Genomic DNA, 14581 nt, shown 5'->3' with positions numbered 1-14581 from the left:
TGAATCCGGGGGCCGCTTTGCGGCCCTTTCGCGACACAAGGCCGCTCCTGCAAGCGATCAAGCAAACACCGCAGCTGCGCCTTACACTCGCCCCAGCGCCACCGCATGATGACGCAAGTGCTCCTCGATGAAGCTGGCGATGAAGTAATAGCTGTGGTCATAGCCAGGCTGCAGCCGCAGGGTCAGTTCATGCCCTCCTTTGCGCGCCGCCTGCTCCAGCGCTTCAGGCTTGAGCTGCTTCTCGAGGAAGTCGTCGCGGTCGCCCTGGTCCACCAGCAATGGCGGGCACTCGCCAGCCGCGGTTTCGGCCAGCAGCACGCTGGCATCCCACTCGCGCCAGCGCGCACGGTCTTCACCCAGGTAGCGGCTGAAGGCTTTCTCGCCCCACGGGCAATCCATCGGGTTGCTGATCGGCGAAAACGCCGACACCGAGCGGTAGCGCCCCGGGTTGCGCAAGGCACACACCAGTGCGCCATGCCCACCCATGGAGTGGCCACTGATGCTGCGCTCGCCCGAGGCGGGGAAGTGTGCCTCGATCAACGCAGGCAACTCCTCCACCACATAGTCGTGCATGCGGTAGTGCTGGGCCCAGGGCTGCTGAGTGGCATTGAGGTAGAAACCGGCACCCAGGCCGAAGTCCCAGGCGCCGTCCGGGTCACCCGGCACCTGCTCGCCACGCGGGCTGGTGTCGGGGGCGACGATGATCAGCCCAAGCTCCGCGGCCAGGCGCTGGGCGCCGGCCTTCTGCATGAAGTTCTCGTCGGTGCAGGTGAGGCCGCTGAGCCAGTACAGCACCGGCAGCTTCTCGCCCTGTTCGGCCTGCGGCGGCAGGTATACGGCGAACACCATGTCGCAGCCCAGCACCTTGGAGTGATGCCGGTAACGCTTGTGCCAGCCGCCGAAGCTCTTCTGGCAGGAGATGTTATCCAGGCTCATGGCAAACCTCAGAAGTGGATCACGCTGCGGATGCTCTTGCCTTCGTGCATCAGGTCGAAGGCCTTGTTGATGTCTTCCAGGCCCATGGTATGGGTGATGAAGGTATCCAGTGGGATTTCGCCCTTCTCCGACATTTCCACGTAGCTTGGCAGCTCGCTGCGGCCACGCACGCCGCCGAACGCCGAACCACGCCATACACGGCCGGTGACCAGCTGGAACGGACGGGTGGCGATTTCCTGGCCAGCGCCGGCCACGCCGATGATCACCGACTCACCCCAGCCCTTGTGGCAGCATTCCAGCGCTGCACGCATCAGCTGCACGTTGCCGATGCACTCGAAGGAGAAGTCCACGCCGCCGTCGGTGAGGTCGACGATCACTTCCTGGATCGGGCGGTCGTAGTCTTTCGGGTTGATGCAGTCGGTGGCACCCAGCTGGCGGGCGATTTCGAACTTGGCAGGGTTGATGTCGATGGCAATGATGCGCGAGGCCTTGGCCTTGACTGCACCGATCACCGCCGACAGGCCGATGCCGCCCAGGCCGAAGATGGCCACGGTGTCACCCGGCTTGACCTTGGCGGTGTTGAGCACCGCGCCGATACCCGTGGTGACGCCACAGCCCAGCAGGCAGACCTTTTCCAGTGGCGCTTCTTTCTGGATCTTGGCCACGGAGATTTCCGGCAGCACGGTGTACTCGGAGAAGGTCGAGGTACCCATGTAGTGGAACAACTGCTGGCCTTTGTAGGAGAAGCGCGTGGTGCCGTCCGGCATCAGGCCCTTGCCCTGGGTGGCGCGGATGGCCTGGCACAGGTTGGTCTTGCCCGAGAGGCAGAACTTGCACTTTCCGCATTCCGGGGTGTACAGCGGAATGACGTGGTCACCGACGGCGACCGAAGTGACGCCCTCGCCTACCGCCTCGACGATCGCACCACCTTCATGACCGAGGATCGACGGGAAGATACCCTCCGGGTCGGCACCCGACAGGGTGTAGGCGTCGGTGTGGCAGACACCACTGGCGACCACGCGCAGCAGCACTTCACCGGCCTTGGGCATGGCCACGTCGACTTCGACGATTTCCAGGGGTTTCTTGGCTTCGAAGGCTACGGCAGCACGGGACTTGATCATCAAAGGTCTCCAGAGAGGGTCGATTCAGTCTGGCAGTGTAATTCACCGCCATTTGATGAATAATCCAGCCAAAGACAAAACATTATTGCCATACAGGGATAATCCATGAGCAGCCGCTGGGAAGGCATCGACGAATTCGTCGCCGTGGCCGAATCGGGCCAGTTCACCGCGGCCGCCGAGCGCCTGGGGGTTTCCTCGTCGCATATCAGCCGGCAGATTGCCCGGCTGGAGGAACGGCTGCAGACGCGCCTGCTGTACCGCAGTACCCGGCGGGTGACCCTGAGCGAGGCCGGGCAGACATTCCTGCAGCACTGCCAGCGCCTGCAGGATGGCCGTGAGGAAGCCCTGCGCGCCATGGGTGATCTGGCCAGCGAGCCCAAGGGTTTGCTGCGCATGACCTGCGCGGTGGCCTACGGCGAGCGCTTCATCGTACCGCTGGTGACGCGGTTCATGGCGCTGTACCCGCAGTTGCGGGTGGATGTGGAGCTGAGCAACCACACCCTCGACCTGGTGCATGAAGGCATGGACCTGGCCATCCGCCTGGGCCGGCTGGCCGACTCGCGACTGGTGGCAACCCGCCTGGCGCCCCGGCGAATGTACCTGTGCGCCTCGCCGGCTTACCTGGAACGTTATGGCCGGCCACACAGCCTGTCGGAACTGGCGCGGCACAATTGCCTGGTGGGCAGTTCGGACTTGTGGGCGCTGCAGCAGGACGGTCGCGAGATCAGCCAGCGGGTGCAGGGCAACTGGCGTTGCAACAGCGGGCAGGCGGTGCTGGATGCGGCGCTGCAGGGGATGGGGTTGTGCCAGTTACCCGACTATTACGTGCTGGAGCACTTGAACAGTGGCGCGCTGGTGTCGTTGCTGGAGGCGCACCAGCCGCCGAACACAGCAGTGTGGGCACTGTATCCGCAGCAGCGGCACCTGTCGCCGAAGGTGCGGCGGCTGGTGGATTACCTGAAGGAAGGGTTGGCGGGGCTGCCGGAGTATCGGTTCGGCTGAGGGGTGCGCTGCCTGTGCCGGCCTATTCGCGGGCTTGCCCGCTCCCACAGGTACTGCGCATACCTTCACTGTGGGAGCGGGCAAGCCCGCGAAGAGGCCGGCACAGGAGCAAGAAATTCAGCGGCGCCCTGCCCAACGCTGGCGCAACCACTCCAGGTCTTCCGGCCGGGTCACCTTGATGTTGTCGCTGCGCCCTTCGACCAGCCGCGGCGCCTGGCCGGACCACTCGATGGCAGAGGACTCGTCGGTCACCGGCACATCCGACACCAGGCACTCGGCCAGCGCCCGATGCAACGCCCCCAGGCGGAACATCTGCGGGGTATAGGCCTGCCAGACGGTACTGCGGTCTACGGTGGCGCCCACCCGGCCATCGGCATTGGCCCGCTTGAGGGTATCGCGCGCCGGCACTGCCAGCAGGCCACCCACCGGGTCGTTCGCCAGCTCCGACAACAGTTTGTCCAGATCGCTGCGCGCCAGGTTCGGTCGCGCGGCATCGTGCACCAGCACCCAGTCGCTGTCCGCGGCCCCTTGGGCATGCAGCATCAGCAAGGCATTGAGCACCGAATCGGCACGCTCGCGGCCGCCCGCCGCGCGCTGGATGCGCGGGTCACCGGCGCAGCGCAGGCGAGGCCAGTACGGGTCGTCTTCGGCAATGCTGACCACCACGCCCTTGAGCATCGGATGGCCAAGAAAACAGTCGAGGCTGTGCTCGAGAATGGTCTGCCCGGCCAGCTCCAGGTACTGCTTGGGGCGGTCGGCAGCCATGCGGGCACCGATGCCCGCAGCAGGAATCACGGCCCAGAAGGCCGGTAATGGTTCGATCATTTTTGTGGCAACTGGAAGAGGGTTTCGCCCTCTTTGACCATTCCCAATTCGTGGCGAGCCCGCTCTTCAACGGTCTCCATGCCTTTTTTAAGTTCCAGCACTTCGGCATCGAGCACGCGGTTGCGCTCGAGCAGGCGCTCGTTTTCGGCATGCTGCTCGGCAATCTGCTGCTTCAGCTCGGTCACTTGCGCCAGGCTGCCGTTACCCACCCACAGGCGGTACTGCAGGCCACCCAGTAGCAGGAGCAGGACGAGGAACAACCAATAGGGACTGCGCATCACGTTATCCAGGTTAAAAAGGCTGCCGGGTATCGTTTACTTCGGGGCCTCGAATAGCACGAAGCCTGGCCGAGGCCAGGCTTCGTCGACAGAAACCCGTTGGAATGTAGGAAAGATCAGTACGAACGTTCCTACAACTCCGGCTGCTGTCTTTTTACCATCTCTTGCTTAGCCGCGAAACTCGGCACGACCGCGGTAAACCGCTTTGGCACCCAGTTGCTCTTCGATGCGCAGCAGCTGGTTGTACTTGGAAACGCGGTCGGAACGGCACAGCGAGCCAGTCTTGATCTGGCCAGCAGCGGTACCCACGGCCAGGTCGGCAATGGTCGAGTCTTCGGTTTCACCGGAACGGTGCGAAATCACCGCGGTGTAGCCAGCAGCCTTGGCCATCTGGATGGCTTCCAGGGTTTCGGTCAGCGAGCCGATCTGGTTGAACTTGATCAGGATCGAGTTACCGATGCCTTTTTCGATGCCTTCTTTCAGGATCTTGGTGTTGGTCACGAACAGGTCGTCGCCAACCAGCTGCACTTTGGTGCCGATCTTGTCGGTGAGGATCTTCCAGCCAGCCCAGTCGGACTCGTCCAGGCCGTCTTCGATCGAGATGATCGGGAAGCGCTCGGTCAGGCCTTTCAGGTATTCGGCGAAACCTTCGGCGTCGAACGACTTGCCTTCGCCAGACAGGTTGTACTTGCCGTCTTCGTAGAACTCGGAAGCCGCGCAGTCCAGAGCCAGGGTCACGTCGGTGCCCAGCTTGTAGCCGGCTTTCTCGACGGCTTCGGCGATGGCGCCCAGGGCGTCTTCGTTGGAAGCCAGGTTAGGGGCGAAACCACCTTCGTCACCAACCGCGGTGTTCAGGCCACGGGCCTTCAGCACGGCTTTGAGGTGGTGGAAGATTTCGGTACCCATGCGCAGGCCGTCGGAGAAGGTCTTGGCGCCAACCGGCTGAACCATGAACTCCTGGATGTCGACGTTGTTGTCGGCGTGCTCGCCACCGTTGATGATGTTCATCATCGGTACCGGCATCGAGTACTGGCCAGGGGTGCCGTTCAGGTTGGCGATGTGCGCGTACAGCGGCAGGTCCTGGTCCTGGGCAGCGGCCTTGGCAGCAGCCAGGGACACGGCCAGGATGGCGTTGGCGCCCAGCTTGGCCTTGTTCTCGGTACCGTCCAGCTCGATCATGGCGCGGTCCAGGGCCTTCTGGTCGGCAGGGTCCTTGCCCAGCAGCAGGTCACGGATCGGGCCGTTGATGTTGGCGACGGCCTTCAGCACGCCTTTGCCCAGGTAACGGCTCTTGTCGCCATCACGCAGCTCCAGCGCTTCGCGCGAGCCAGTGGAAGCACCGGACGGCGCGCAGGCGCTGCCGATGATGCCGTTGTCGAGCAGTACATCGGCTTCCACGGTGGGGTTGCCACGCGAATCGAGAACTTCACGACCTTTGATGTCGACGATTTTTGCCATTGTTGTAAGCACTCCAGAATTGACGAAAACAACTTAGCTTAGGAAATTCTTGCCGTTCACCGGGCGGACTTGCAGTGGGCAGGCCGGGTGAAGGGAACCCCTGACCGACTGGTCAGGGGTGGATCGGACGGTACTTTACCCGAGAATCGAGCTTTACGCGGTTTCTACCGTCGGAAAACTTTTCACCAGGTCGTCCAGTTGCTTGAGCTGGGCCAGGAACGGCTCCAGCTTGTCCAGGCGCAGGGCGCATGGGCCATCGCACTTGGCGTTGTCCGGATCGGGGTGGGCTTCGAGGAACAGCCCGGCCAGGCCCTGGCTCATGCCGGCCTTGGCCAGGTCGGTGACCTGGGCGCGGCGACCACCGGCGGAGTCGGCGCGACCACCCGGCATCTGCAGAGCATGGGTCACGTCGAAAAACACCGGGTACTCGAACTGCTTCATGATGCCGAAGCCGAGCATGTCCACTACCAGGTTGTTGTAGCCGAAGCTCGAACCACGCTCGCACAGAATCAATTGGTCGTTACCGGCCTCTTCGCACTTGGTCAGGATGTGTTTCATTTCCTGGGGCGCGAGGAACTGGGCCTTCTTGATATTGATCACCGCGCCGGTTTTGGCCATGGCCACCACCAGGTCGGTCTGCCGCGACAGGAAGGCCGGCAGCTGGATGATGTCGCACACCTTGGCTACCGGTTCGGCCTGGTAAGGCTCGTGCACGTCGGTGATGACCGGCACGTTGAAGGTGCGCTTGATCTCCTCGAAGATCTTCAGCCCTTCTTCCATGCCCGGGCCACGGTACGAGGTTACCGACGAACGGTTGGCCTTGTCGAAGCTGGCCTTGAACACGTACGGGATACCGAGCTTCTCGGTCACCCGCACGTACTCTTCGCAGACCTTCATTGCCAGGTCACGGGACTCCAGGACGTTCATGCCGCCGAACAGGACGAACGGCTTGTCGTTGGCGATCTCGATGTTACCGACGCGAATGATCTTCTGGGTCATTGATCAGGCCTTGTTCTTCTGAGCCAGGGCTGCCTTGACGAAACCACTGAACAGCGGGTGGCCGTCACGCGGGGTCGAGGTGAATTCCGGGTGGAACTGGCAGGCGACGAACCATGGGTGGTCCTTGGACTCGACCACTTCCACCAGCGCGCCGTCTTCGGAACGGCCGGAAACCACCAGGCCGGCGTCGACCAGTTGCGGCAGCAGGTTGTTGTTCACTTCGTAGCGGTGACGGTGACGCTCGGTGATCACGTCCTTGCCGTAGCAGTCGTGCACCCTGGAACCGGCGGCCAGCTGGCAGTCCTGTGCGCCCAGGCGCATGGTGCCACCCAGGTCGGAGGCTTCGCTGCGGGTTTCAACGGCACCAGTGGCATCGGACCACTCGGTGATCAGGCCGACTACCGGGTGGCCGCTGTTGCGGTCGAACTCGGTGGAGTTGGCGTCTTTCCAGCCCATCACGTTACGGGCGAATTCGATCACGGCCACCTGCATGCCCAGGCAGATACCCAGGTACGGCACCTTGTTCTCACGGGCGTATTGCACCGCGGTGATCTTGCCTTCCACGCCGCGCAGGCCGAAACCGCCCGGCACCAGGATGGCATCGGCGCCTTCGAGCAGGCTGGTGCCCTGGTTCTCGATGTCTTCCGAGTCGATGTAGCGCAGGTTGACCTTGGTGCGGTTGGTGATGCCGGCGTGGCTCATCGCTTCGATCAGCGACTTGTACGCATCCAGCAGCTCCATGTACTTGCCGACCATGGCGATGGTCACTTCGTGCTCAGGGTTGAGCTTGGCATCGACCACCTTGTCCCATTCGGACAGGTCGGCGCCATTGCACTGCAGGCCGAAGCGCTCGACGACGAAGTCGTCCAGGCCCTGTGCGTGCAGTACGCCCGGGATCTTGTAGATGGTGTCGACGTCTTCCAGCGAGATCACCGCACGCTCTTCGACGTTGGTGAACAGCGCGATCTTGCGACGCGACGAGGCATCGACCGGGTGGTCGGAGCGGCAGATCAGTACGTCAGGCTGCAGGCCGATGGAGCGCAGTTCCTTGACCGAGTGCTGGGTCGGCTTGGTCTTGGTCTCGCCAGCGGTGGCGATGTACGGGACCAGGGTCAGGTGCATCAGCATGGCGCGCTTGGAGCCCACTTCGACGCGCAGCTGGCGGATGGCTTCGAGGAACGGCTGCGACTCGATGTCACCCACGGTACCGCCGATTTCCACCAGGGCCACGTCGGCATCGCCGGCGCCCTTGATGATGCGACGCTTGATTTCGTCGGTGATGTGCGGGATGACCTGGATGGTCGCGCCCAGGTAGTCACCACGGCGCTCTTTACGCAGTACGTGCTCGTAAATGCGGCCGGTGGTGAAGTTGTTGTTCTGGGTCATGGTGGTGCGGATGAACCGCTCGTAGTGGCCCAGGTCGAGGTCGGTCTCGGCGCCATCGTGGGTGACGAACACTTCACCGTGCTGGAACGGGCTCATGGTGCCCGGATCGACGTTGATGTACGGATCCAGCTTGAGCATGGTGACCTTCAGGCCCCGCGCTTCCAGGATGGCCGCCAGGGAAGCCGAGGCAATGCCTTTCCCCAATGAAGAAACAACACCGCCCGTGACGAATATGTAGCGCGTCATGAAAAACCCTAGAAGTCTGCGTTAAGGCGGCCAGCGCCGCCGGAGAAAGCGAAGGAAGGCCGAAGCCCCCGATCACCTGCGTCAATCACAGTGCATCTCGAAAAACTGCCGCGTCTGTACAGACCAGGGGTATCCCCGGCATGGAGCTCGCTCGTCATTTTCAGAATCAGCCCAGCAAAAAACTGCTTGGTAATCGGCAACTCCTGTGTTTTCGCGGAACCCACAGAAGCTGTATCAAGAAGGGAGGGTAGTCTACCCGAATGTACCCTTCAGCTCAAACCTTGCGCGTTCGTCGGCAACTGCCAGTACAGCTGGCAATCCGCCTGCACCAGCCCGGGCAGGTTGGCCACTGCCAGCAGGCGCTCGCCCTGGTACAGCAGTGGCAGGCGCGGACGCAGGAAGAACGGGACCTGCAGTTCGTTGAGCAGGCGCTTGAGGTCGCGTCGGCCGCGGCCGGGAAGGTCCAGCACTTCACCGCCCTGGCGGTAGGCGATGCGCAAGCCGCCCAGTGGCGCTGCGCCAGCAAGACGCACCCTGCCGTTACCCGGCAACAGCAACGGCTTGCCGGGATCGACCCAGGCCAGCTCGCCCGTGGGCAGCTGCAGCCAGTCGCCGCTCAACCACCAGATGCGCCCATGGCTGCGCAGCAGTTGCCCATCGGCAAGCTGCCAGACGGGCCGGGCATCGGCGGCGGCATCGCGCAGGTCCGCCCAGCCGGCCCAGTGGCGGGTGTCGGGCAGGCGGCTGCGCCGGCTCAGCCAGTATTGCAGGGCATTGCGTTGACGGGCAGGCGACAGCGCCACCAGGGTTGCCAGGTCGAGGGAGGCCAGCCCCGGCCAGGCCAGCGGCGCGCCGGCCCCGGCGAGCGCCAGGTCGTCCTGGGCCAATTCGTCCAGCAGCCCCTGGGCTTCGCCCAGGTGCTCGGCGGCGCGGGCGAAATTCTGGCTGGCTTGCGGCCAACGCTGCCGAAGCAGCAGAAACACTTCGCGGCGCAGGTAGTTGCGGGCAAATTGTGTATCAGCGTTGGACGGATCTTCGATCCAGGCCAGGCCATTAGCCTGGGCGTAGTCCTGCAGTTGCTGGCGGGAACAGCCCAGCAATGGCCTGACCAGGCTGCCCTGCCCTAGCACCCGCTGCCCCGGCATTGCTGCCAGGCCACGCAGGCCGGCGCCCCGCAGCAGGCGGAACAGCAGGGTTTCGGCCTGGTCGTCGCAATGCTGGCCGGTGAACAGGATGTCGCCTGGGCCGAGGGCTTGCCTGAAGGCGGCATAGCGGGCGTCGCGGGCGGCCTGTTCGAGGCTGGCGCCGGGGGAGACCTGAACGTGGATGACCTGGAGTTCGATACCCAGGCTGTCGCAGATGGCTTGGCAGTGGGCGGGCCAGATGTCGGCGGCGGCTTGCAGGCCATGGTGGACGTGGATGGCGCGCAATGGTGGGGATGCGTGATTGCGGGCGTGGCTGGCCAGCAGGTGCAGGAGCACGGTGGAGTCGAGGCCACCGGAAAAGGCGATGTACCAGGTGGGGGCGTTGAGCCAGGGGGTGAGGTTGATCATTGGGGCCTCACATGGCTTGGGAAAACCGAGAACCCTGTGGGAGCGGGTTCATCGAGGCGTCGAACCGCCGCGAACACCGGCGCAGCCGGTGCCATGCACCGCGTCGCCTTCTTCGCGGGTGAACCCGCTCCCACAAGGGCCGCAGAGCGGCCCCAGGGATCTATCAGATGCCGTAGCTCATCAGGCGATCGTAACGGCGAGCCAGCAGCGCGTCGTGGTCGAGCTTGCCGAGCATGTCCAGCTGCTGTACCAGGTCGGCACGGATGCTTTCCGACATTTTCGCCGGGTCACGGTGGGCGCCGCCCAGCGGCTCCTGAATGACCTTGTCGACGATGTTCAGGCTCTTCAGGCGCTCGGCAGTGATGCCCATGGCCTCGGCCGCGTCGGCTGCCTTGTCGGCGGTCTTCCACAGGATCGAGGCGCAGCCTTCCGGGGAGATCACCGAGTAGGTGGAATACTGCAGCATGTTCAACTGGTCGCACACGCCGATGGCCAGCGCACCGCCGGAACCACCCTCACCGATCACGGTGGCGATGATCGGGGTTTTCAGGCGCGCCATCACGCGCAGGTTCCAGGCGATGGCCTCACTCTGGTTGCGCTCTTCGGCGTCGATGCCCGGGTAGGCGCCAGGGGTATCGATGAAGGTCAGGATCGGCATCTTGAAGCGCTCGGCCATTTCCATCAGGCGGCACGCCTTGCGGTAGCCTTCAGGGCGCGGCATGCCGAAGTTGCGGCGCACCTTCTCGCGTACTTCACGGCCCTTCTGGTGGCCGATGACCATGACCGGCTTGCCGTCCAGGCGCGCGGTACCACCGACGATGGCAGCGTCGTCGGAGAAGTGGCGGTCGCCGTGCAGCTCTTCGAACTCGGTGAAGATGTGCTCCAGGTAGTCCAGGGTGTAAGGACGACGCGGGTGACGAGCCAGGCGAGCGATCTGCCAGCTGGTCAGGTTGCCGAAGATGCTTTCGGTCAGAGTGTTGCTCTTGTCTTGCAGACGGGCAATTTCATCGCTGATGTTCAGCGAGTTGTCGTTGCCTACCAGGCGCAGGCCTTCGATCTTGGCTTGCAGGTCGGCAATCGGCTGTTCGAAATCGAGAAAATTCGGGTTCATAGTCATCCGTCTTGGGTCTACGGCCAGGCGGCCGGCCGGTTGATCCGTTTGGCGCCCTACCTTAAGGGATCAGGCGCATTCAGGTCGAGATTAAATTTTTTGTCGGTTCAACGATATTGCAGGAAGACGTTCTCACGCCCGAACTGGTCACGCAGCGCCTGAATCAGCCCATCAGCCGGGTCGATGGCCCACTGCTCACCGAACTGCAGCATGGCCTTGGCGTCGCTGCCGGTGTACTCGAGGGTGATAGGGCAAGCACCGCGATGGCGGGTAATCAAATCGCCCAGCCACTTCAACCGGTCGCCCTTGAGCGCTTCGTGTGCCACCTTCAGGCGCAGGCTTTCGGCCAGCTTGGTGCGCGCGTCCTCCATGGTCATCACCTGCTTAACCCGCAGGCGCAGGCCACCGGAGAAATCGTCGTTGCTGACCTCGCCTTCGACAACCACCATGGCATCGGTCTGCAGCAAGGACTGTGCCGCCATGAAGGCATCGGCAAACAGCGACGCCTCGATGCGCCCGGAACGGTCATCCAGGGTGACGAAGCCCATCTTGTCACCCTTCTTGTTCTTCATCACCCGCAGGGCAATGATCATGCCGGCGATGGTCTGGGTATCGCGTGACGGCTTGAGGTCGATGATGCGCTGGCGGGCAAAGCGGCGAATCTCGGTCTCGTACTCGTCGATCGGGTGGCCGGTGAGGTACAGGCCGAGGGTATCCTTCTCCCCCTTCAGGCGCTCCTTGAGGGTCAGTTCGCGCACCTTGCGGTGGTTGGCGTAGACGTCGGCATCCGCCGCTTCGAACATGCCGCCGAACAGGTCGACGTGGCCACTGTCAGCGGTGTGCGCGGCCTGCTCGGCAGCCTTGATGGCCTCGCCCAGCGCCGAGAGCAAGGTTGCACGGTTGATGTCGATGTTGGCGTGATAGGCCTTTATCTCGTCATGGAAGTGCGGGCCCAGGCGGTCCAGCGCACCACTGCGGATCAGCGCATCGAGGGTTCGCTTGTTGACCCGCTTGAGGTCGATGCGTTCACAGAAATCGAACAGGTCCTTGAACGGGCCACCCTGGGCGCGGGCCTCGACGATAGCCTCTACCGGGCCTTCGCCGACGCCCTTGATGGCGCCCAGGCCGTAGACGATGCGCCCGTCATTGTTGACGGTGAACTTGAAGTCGGAGAAGTTCACGTCCGGCGCGTCGAGGCGCAGCTTCATGCTGCGCACTTCCTCGACCAGCACCACCACCTTGTCGGTGTTGTGCATATCCGCCGACAGTACCGCAGCCATGAACGCCGCCGGGTGGTGGGTTTTCAGCCAGGCAGTCTGGTACGACACCAGGCCATAGGCAGCGGAGTGGGATTTGTTGAAGCCGTAGCCGGCGAACTTTTCCACCAGGTCAAAGATGTTACCGGCCAGGTCTGCATCGATATTGTTGTTGGCACAACCTTCGATGAAACCACCGCGCTGCTTGGCCATCTCCTCGGGCTTCTTCTTACCCATCGCACGGCGCAGCATGTCGGCGCCGCCGAGGGTATAGCCTGCCATCACCTGGGCGATCTGCATCACCTGTTCCTGGTACAGGATGATGCCGTAGGTGGGCGCCAGTACCGGCTTCAGGCCTTCGTACTGGTAGTCCGGGTGCGGGTACGCCAACTCGGCGCGGCCGTGCTTGCGGTTGATGAAGTCGTCCACCATGCCTGACTGCAGCGGGCCTGGGCGGAACAGCGCCACCAGTGCGATAAGGTCTTCCAGGCAGTCGGGTTTGAGCTTCTTGATCAGCTCTTTCATGCCCCGCGATTCAAGCTGGAACACCGCCGTGGTTTCGGCCTTCTGCAACAGCTCGTAGGTCTTGCGGTCGTCCAGCGGAATGAAGTCGATGTTGACGTCGGGCAGGTTCTTCTTGGCCTGCTCGCGGTTGATGATCTCCATTGCCCACTTGATGATGGTCAGGGTCCGCAGGCCGAGGAAGTCGAACTTCACCAGGCCGGCGGCCTCGACGTCATCCTTGTCGAACTGGGTAACCAGGCCGCCGCCCTCTTCGTCACAGGCAATCGGCGAGAAGTCGGTGAGCTTGGTCGGGGCGATGACCACACCACCGGCGTGCTTGCCGGTACCGCGCGTCACGCCCTCGAGCTTCAGGGCCATGTCCCAGATTTCGCGGGCGTCTTCGTCACCCTTGAGGAAGTCGCGCAGGATCTCTTCCTGCTCGTAGGCCTTCTCCAGGGTCATGCCCACTTCGAACGGGATCATCTTCGACAGGCGGTCGGCCAGGCCGTAGGACTTGCCCTGTACCCGCGCCACGTCTCGCACCACCGCCTTCGCCGCCATGGTACCGAAGGTGATGATCTGGCTGACCGCATTGCGGCCATAAGCTTCGGCCACGTAATCGATTACCCGGTCACGGCCATCCATGCAGAAGTCGACGTCGAAGTCGGGCATGGAAATACGTTCGGGGTTAAGGAAGCGCTCGAACAGCAGGTCGTAGGCCAGCGGGTCGAGGTCGGTGATCTTCAGCACGTAAGCCACCAGCGAGCCGGCACCCGACCCCCGGCCCGGGCCGACTGGCACGCCGTTGTTCTTGGCCCACTTGATGAAGTCCATCACGATCAGGAAGTAACCGGGGAAGCCCATCTGGATGATGATGTCCAGCTCGAACTTCAGGCGGTCCAGGTAGACCTGGCGCTTCTCTTCGTAATTGGGCGTGGTCTCTTTCGGCCACAGCACCGCCAGGCGCTCTTCCAGGCCTTCGTGGGACACATGCCGCAGGTAGTCATCGATGCCCATGCCGTTGGGCGTGGGGAAGTCGGGCAGGAAGTACTTGCCCAGCTGCACCTGGATGTTGCAGCGCTTGGCGATCTCGACGGTGTTGGCGATGGCGTCGGGCAGGTCACTGAACAGCTCGGTCATTTCCTCGGCTGACTTCAGGTACTGCTGGTCGCTGTACATCCTTGGCCGTCGCGGGTCGTCGAGTGTCCAGCCCTCGCCGATGCACACGCGGGTTTCGTGGGCGTCGAAGTCCGACTGCTTGATGAAGCGCACGTCGTTGGTCGCAACCAGCGGAGCGCCGAACTTGTCCGCCAGGGCCACGGCTGCATGCACGTACTCCTCGTCGCGGGCGCGGTTGGTGCGCTGCACTTCGACGTAGAAGCGCTCGGGGAACATGGCCATCCAGTCCTGCAGCAGGGCCTCGGCTTCATCGTCCTTGCCGGCCAGCAGGGCCATGCCGATGTCGCCTTCCTTGCCTGCGGACAGGGCGATCAGGCCCTCACTGGCGGGGGCGATCCATTCACGCTGGAGGATGACCAGGCCGTTGCGCTGGCCGTCGGTCCAGCCGCGCGAGATCAGCTCGGTGAGGTTGCGGTAGCCCTTGGGGTTCATGGCCAGCAAGCAGATACGCGACAGCGGTGCTTCCGGATCGGCAGCGGCCAGCCACAAGTCGGCGCCGCAAATCGGCTTGATGCCGGCACCCATGGCGGTCTTGTAGAACTTGACCAGCGAGCACATGTTGCTCTGGTCGGTGATCGCCACCGCCGGCATGTTCATCCCGGCCAGTGCCTTGGCCAGCGGCTTGATCCGCACCAGGCCGTCGACCAGCGAGAATTCGGAGTGGACGCGCAGGTGAACGAAGGGAACCGACATGGAAGATCCTGTAGCAATGCTGAACGACAAGGGC

General features: G+C 63.3%; 11 protein-coding genes. 1 reads left to right on the top strand and 10 read right to left on the bottom strand.

Annotation, left to right across the window (positions count from 1 at the left end; translation table 11 throughout):
* Positions 1-81: 81 nt before the first annotated feature.
* Entirely contained in the window at positions 82-936 is an 855-nt protein-coding gene (gene fghA / locus CAF70_RS20010; protein WP_085626446.1) for an S-formylglutathione hydrolase, read from the bottom strand.
* Between the two features lie 8 nt (positions 937-944).
* The gene (locus CAF70_RS20005; protein ID WP_016712915.1) at positions 945-2057 is read right to left on the bottom strand and encodes an S-(hydroxymethyl)glutathione dehydrogenase/class III alcohol dehydrogenase; all 1113 of its coding nucleotides are present in this window, start codon (positions 2055-2057) and stop codon (positions 945-947) included.
* 105 nt (positions 2058-2162) lie between these two features.
* On the opposite strand from CAF70_RS20005, the gene CAF70_RS20000 reads away from it, so the two are divergent.
* Positions 2163-3059 carry a LysR substrate-binding domain-containing protein gene (locus CAF70_RS20000; protein WP_085626445.1) on the top strand — a complete coding sequence of 299 codons (897 nt, stop codon included), beginning with the start codon at positions 2163-2165 and terminating at the stop codon, positions 3057-3059.
* A 117-nt stretch (positions 3060-3176) separates the two neighbouring features.
* On the opposite strand, the gene ispD is transcribed toward CAF70_RS20000, so the two are convergent.
* The 8 genes from ispD to dnaE form a co-directional block, all read right to left on the bottom strand.
* Positions 3177-3884 (bottom strand): 2-C-methyl-D-erythritol 4-phosphate cytidylyltransferase, encoded by a 708-nt coding sequence (gene ispD, locus CAF70_RS19995; protein ID WP_085626444.1) that lies wholly within the window; start codon positions 3882-3884, stop codon positions 3177-3179.
* Positions 3881-4162, bottom strand: a complete 282-nt coding sequence (gene ftsB, locus CAF70_RS19990) for a cell division protein FtsB (protein ID WP_004375443.1) — start codon at positions 4160-4162, stop codon at positions 3881-3883. The genes ispD and ftsB overlap by 4 nt, the downstream gene beginning before the upstream one ends.
* 168 nt (positions 4163-4330) lie before the next feature.
* Positions 4331-5620: a phosphopyruvate hydratase gene (gene eno / locus CAF70_RS19985; protein ID WP_015269203.1), complete on the bottom strand. Its 1290-nt coding sequence runs from the start codon at positions 5618-5620 to the stop codon at positions 4331-4333.
* Positions 5621-5773: 153 nt separating this feature from the next.
* A complete protein-coding gene (gene kdsA, locus CAF70_RS19980) occupies positions 5774-6619 on the bottom strand; it encodes a 3-deoxy-8-phosphooctulonate synthase (protein WP_025337985.1) in 846 nt (281 codons plus the stop codon).
* A 3-nt stretch (positions 6620-6622) separates the two neighbouring features.
* A complete protein-coding gene (locus tag CAF70_RS19975; protein ID WP_085626443.1) occupies positions 6623-8251 on the bottom strand; it encodes a CTP synthase in 1629 nt (542 codons plus the stop codon).
* A 269-nt stretch (positions 8252-8520) separates the two neighbouring features.
* Positions 8521-9804 (bottom strand): tRNA lysidine(34) synthetase TilS, encoded by a 1284-nt coding sequence (gene tilS, locus CAF70_RS19970; protein ID WP_085626442.1) that lies wholly within the window; start codon positions 9802-9804, stop codon positions 8521-8523.
* A 163-nt stretch (positions 9805-9967) separates the two neighbouring features.
* On the bottom strand, positions 9968-10915 hold the full coding sequence (gene accA, locus CAF70_RS19965) for an acetyl-CoA carboxylase carboxyl transferase subunit alpha (RefSeq protein WP_013971263.1): 948 nt from the start codon (positions 10913-10915) through the stop codon (positions 9968-9970).
* Between the two features lie 107 nt (positions 10916-11022).
* Positions 11023-14547: a DNA polymerase III subunit alpha gene (gene dnaE, locus CAF70_RS19960; RefSeq protein WP_085626441.1), complete on the bottom strand. Its 3525-nt coding sequence runs from the start codon at positions 14545-14547 to the stop codon at positions 11023-11025.
* Between the last annotated feature and the right edge of the window lie 34 nt (positions 14548-14581).

The sequence above is a fragment of the Pseudomonas sp. B19(2017) genome, from assembly GCF_002113165.1.
Classification (GTDB): domain Bacteria; phylum Pseudomonadota; class Gammaproteobacteria; order Pseudomonadales; family Pseudomonadaceae; genus Aquipseudomonas.
The sequence above is the reverse complement of the archived record's forward strand: the minus strand, read 5'-3'. Positions and strand labels throughout refer to the sequence as shown.

What these genes read in the sequence shown, in the direction of transcription:
- CAF70_RS19975 (WP_085626443.1), bottom strand. Translation starts at nt 8,251, where the DNA reads ATGACGCGCTACATATTCGTCACGGGCGGTGTTGTTTCTTCATTGGGG.
- CAF70_RS20000 (WP_085626445.1), top strand. Translation starts at nt 2,163, where the DNA reads ATGAGCAGCCGCTGGGAAGGCATCGACGAATTCGTCGCCGTGGCCGAA.
- tilS (WP_085626442.1), bottom strand. Translation starts at nt 9,804, where the DNA reads ATGATCAACCTCACCCCCTGGCTCAACGCCCCCACCTGGTACATCGCC.
- ispD (WP_085626444.1), bottom strand. Translation starts at nt 3,884, where the DNA reads ATGATCGAACCATTACCGGCCTTCTGGGCCGTGATTCCTGCTGCGGGC.
- CAF70_RS20005 (WP_016712915.1), bottom strand. Translation starts at nt 2,057, where the DNA reads ATGATCAAGTCCCGTGCTGCCGTAGCCTTCGAAGCCAAGAAACCCCTG.
- ftsB (WP_004375443.1), bottom strand. Translation starts at nt 4,162, where the DNA reads ATGCGCAGTCCCTATTGGTTGTTCCTCGTCCTGCTCCTGCTACTGGGT.
- fghA (WP_085626446.1), bottom strand. Translation starts at nt 936, where the DNA reads ATGAGCCTGGATAACATCTCCTGCCAGAAGAGCTTCGGCGGCTGGCAC.
- eno (WP_015269203.1), bottom strand. Translation starts at nt 5,620, where the DNA reads ATGGCAAAAATCGTCGACATCAAAGGTCGTGAAGTTCTCGATTCGCGT.
- dnaE (WP_085626441.1), bottom strand. Translation starts at nt 14,547, where the DNA reads ATGTCGGTTCCCTTCGTTCACCTGCGCGTCCACTCCGAATTCTCGCTG.
- accA (WP_013971263.1), bottom strand. Translation starts at nt 10,915, where the DNA reads ATGAACCCGAATTTTCTCGATTTCGAACAGCCGATTGCCGACCTGCAA.
- kdsA (WP_025337985.1), bottom strand. Translation starts at nt 6,619, where the DNA reads ATGACCCAGAAGATCATTCGCGTCGGTAACATCGAGATCGCCAACGAC.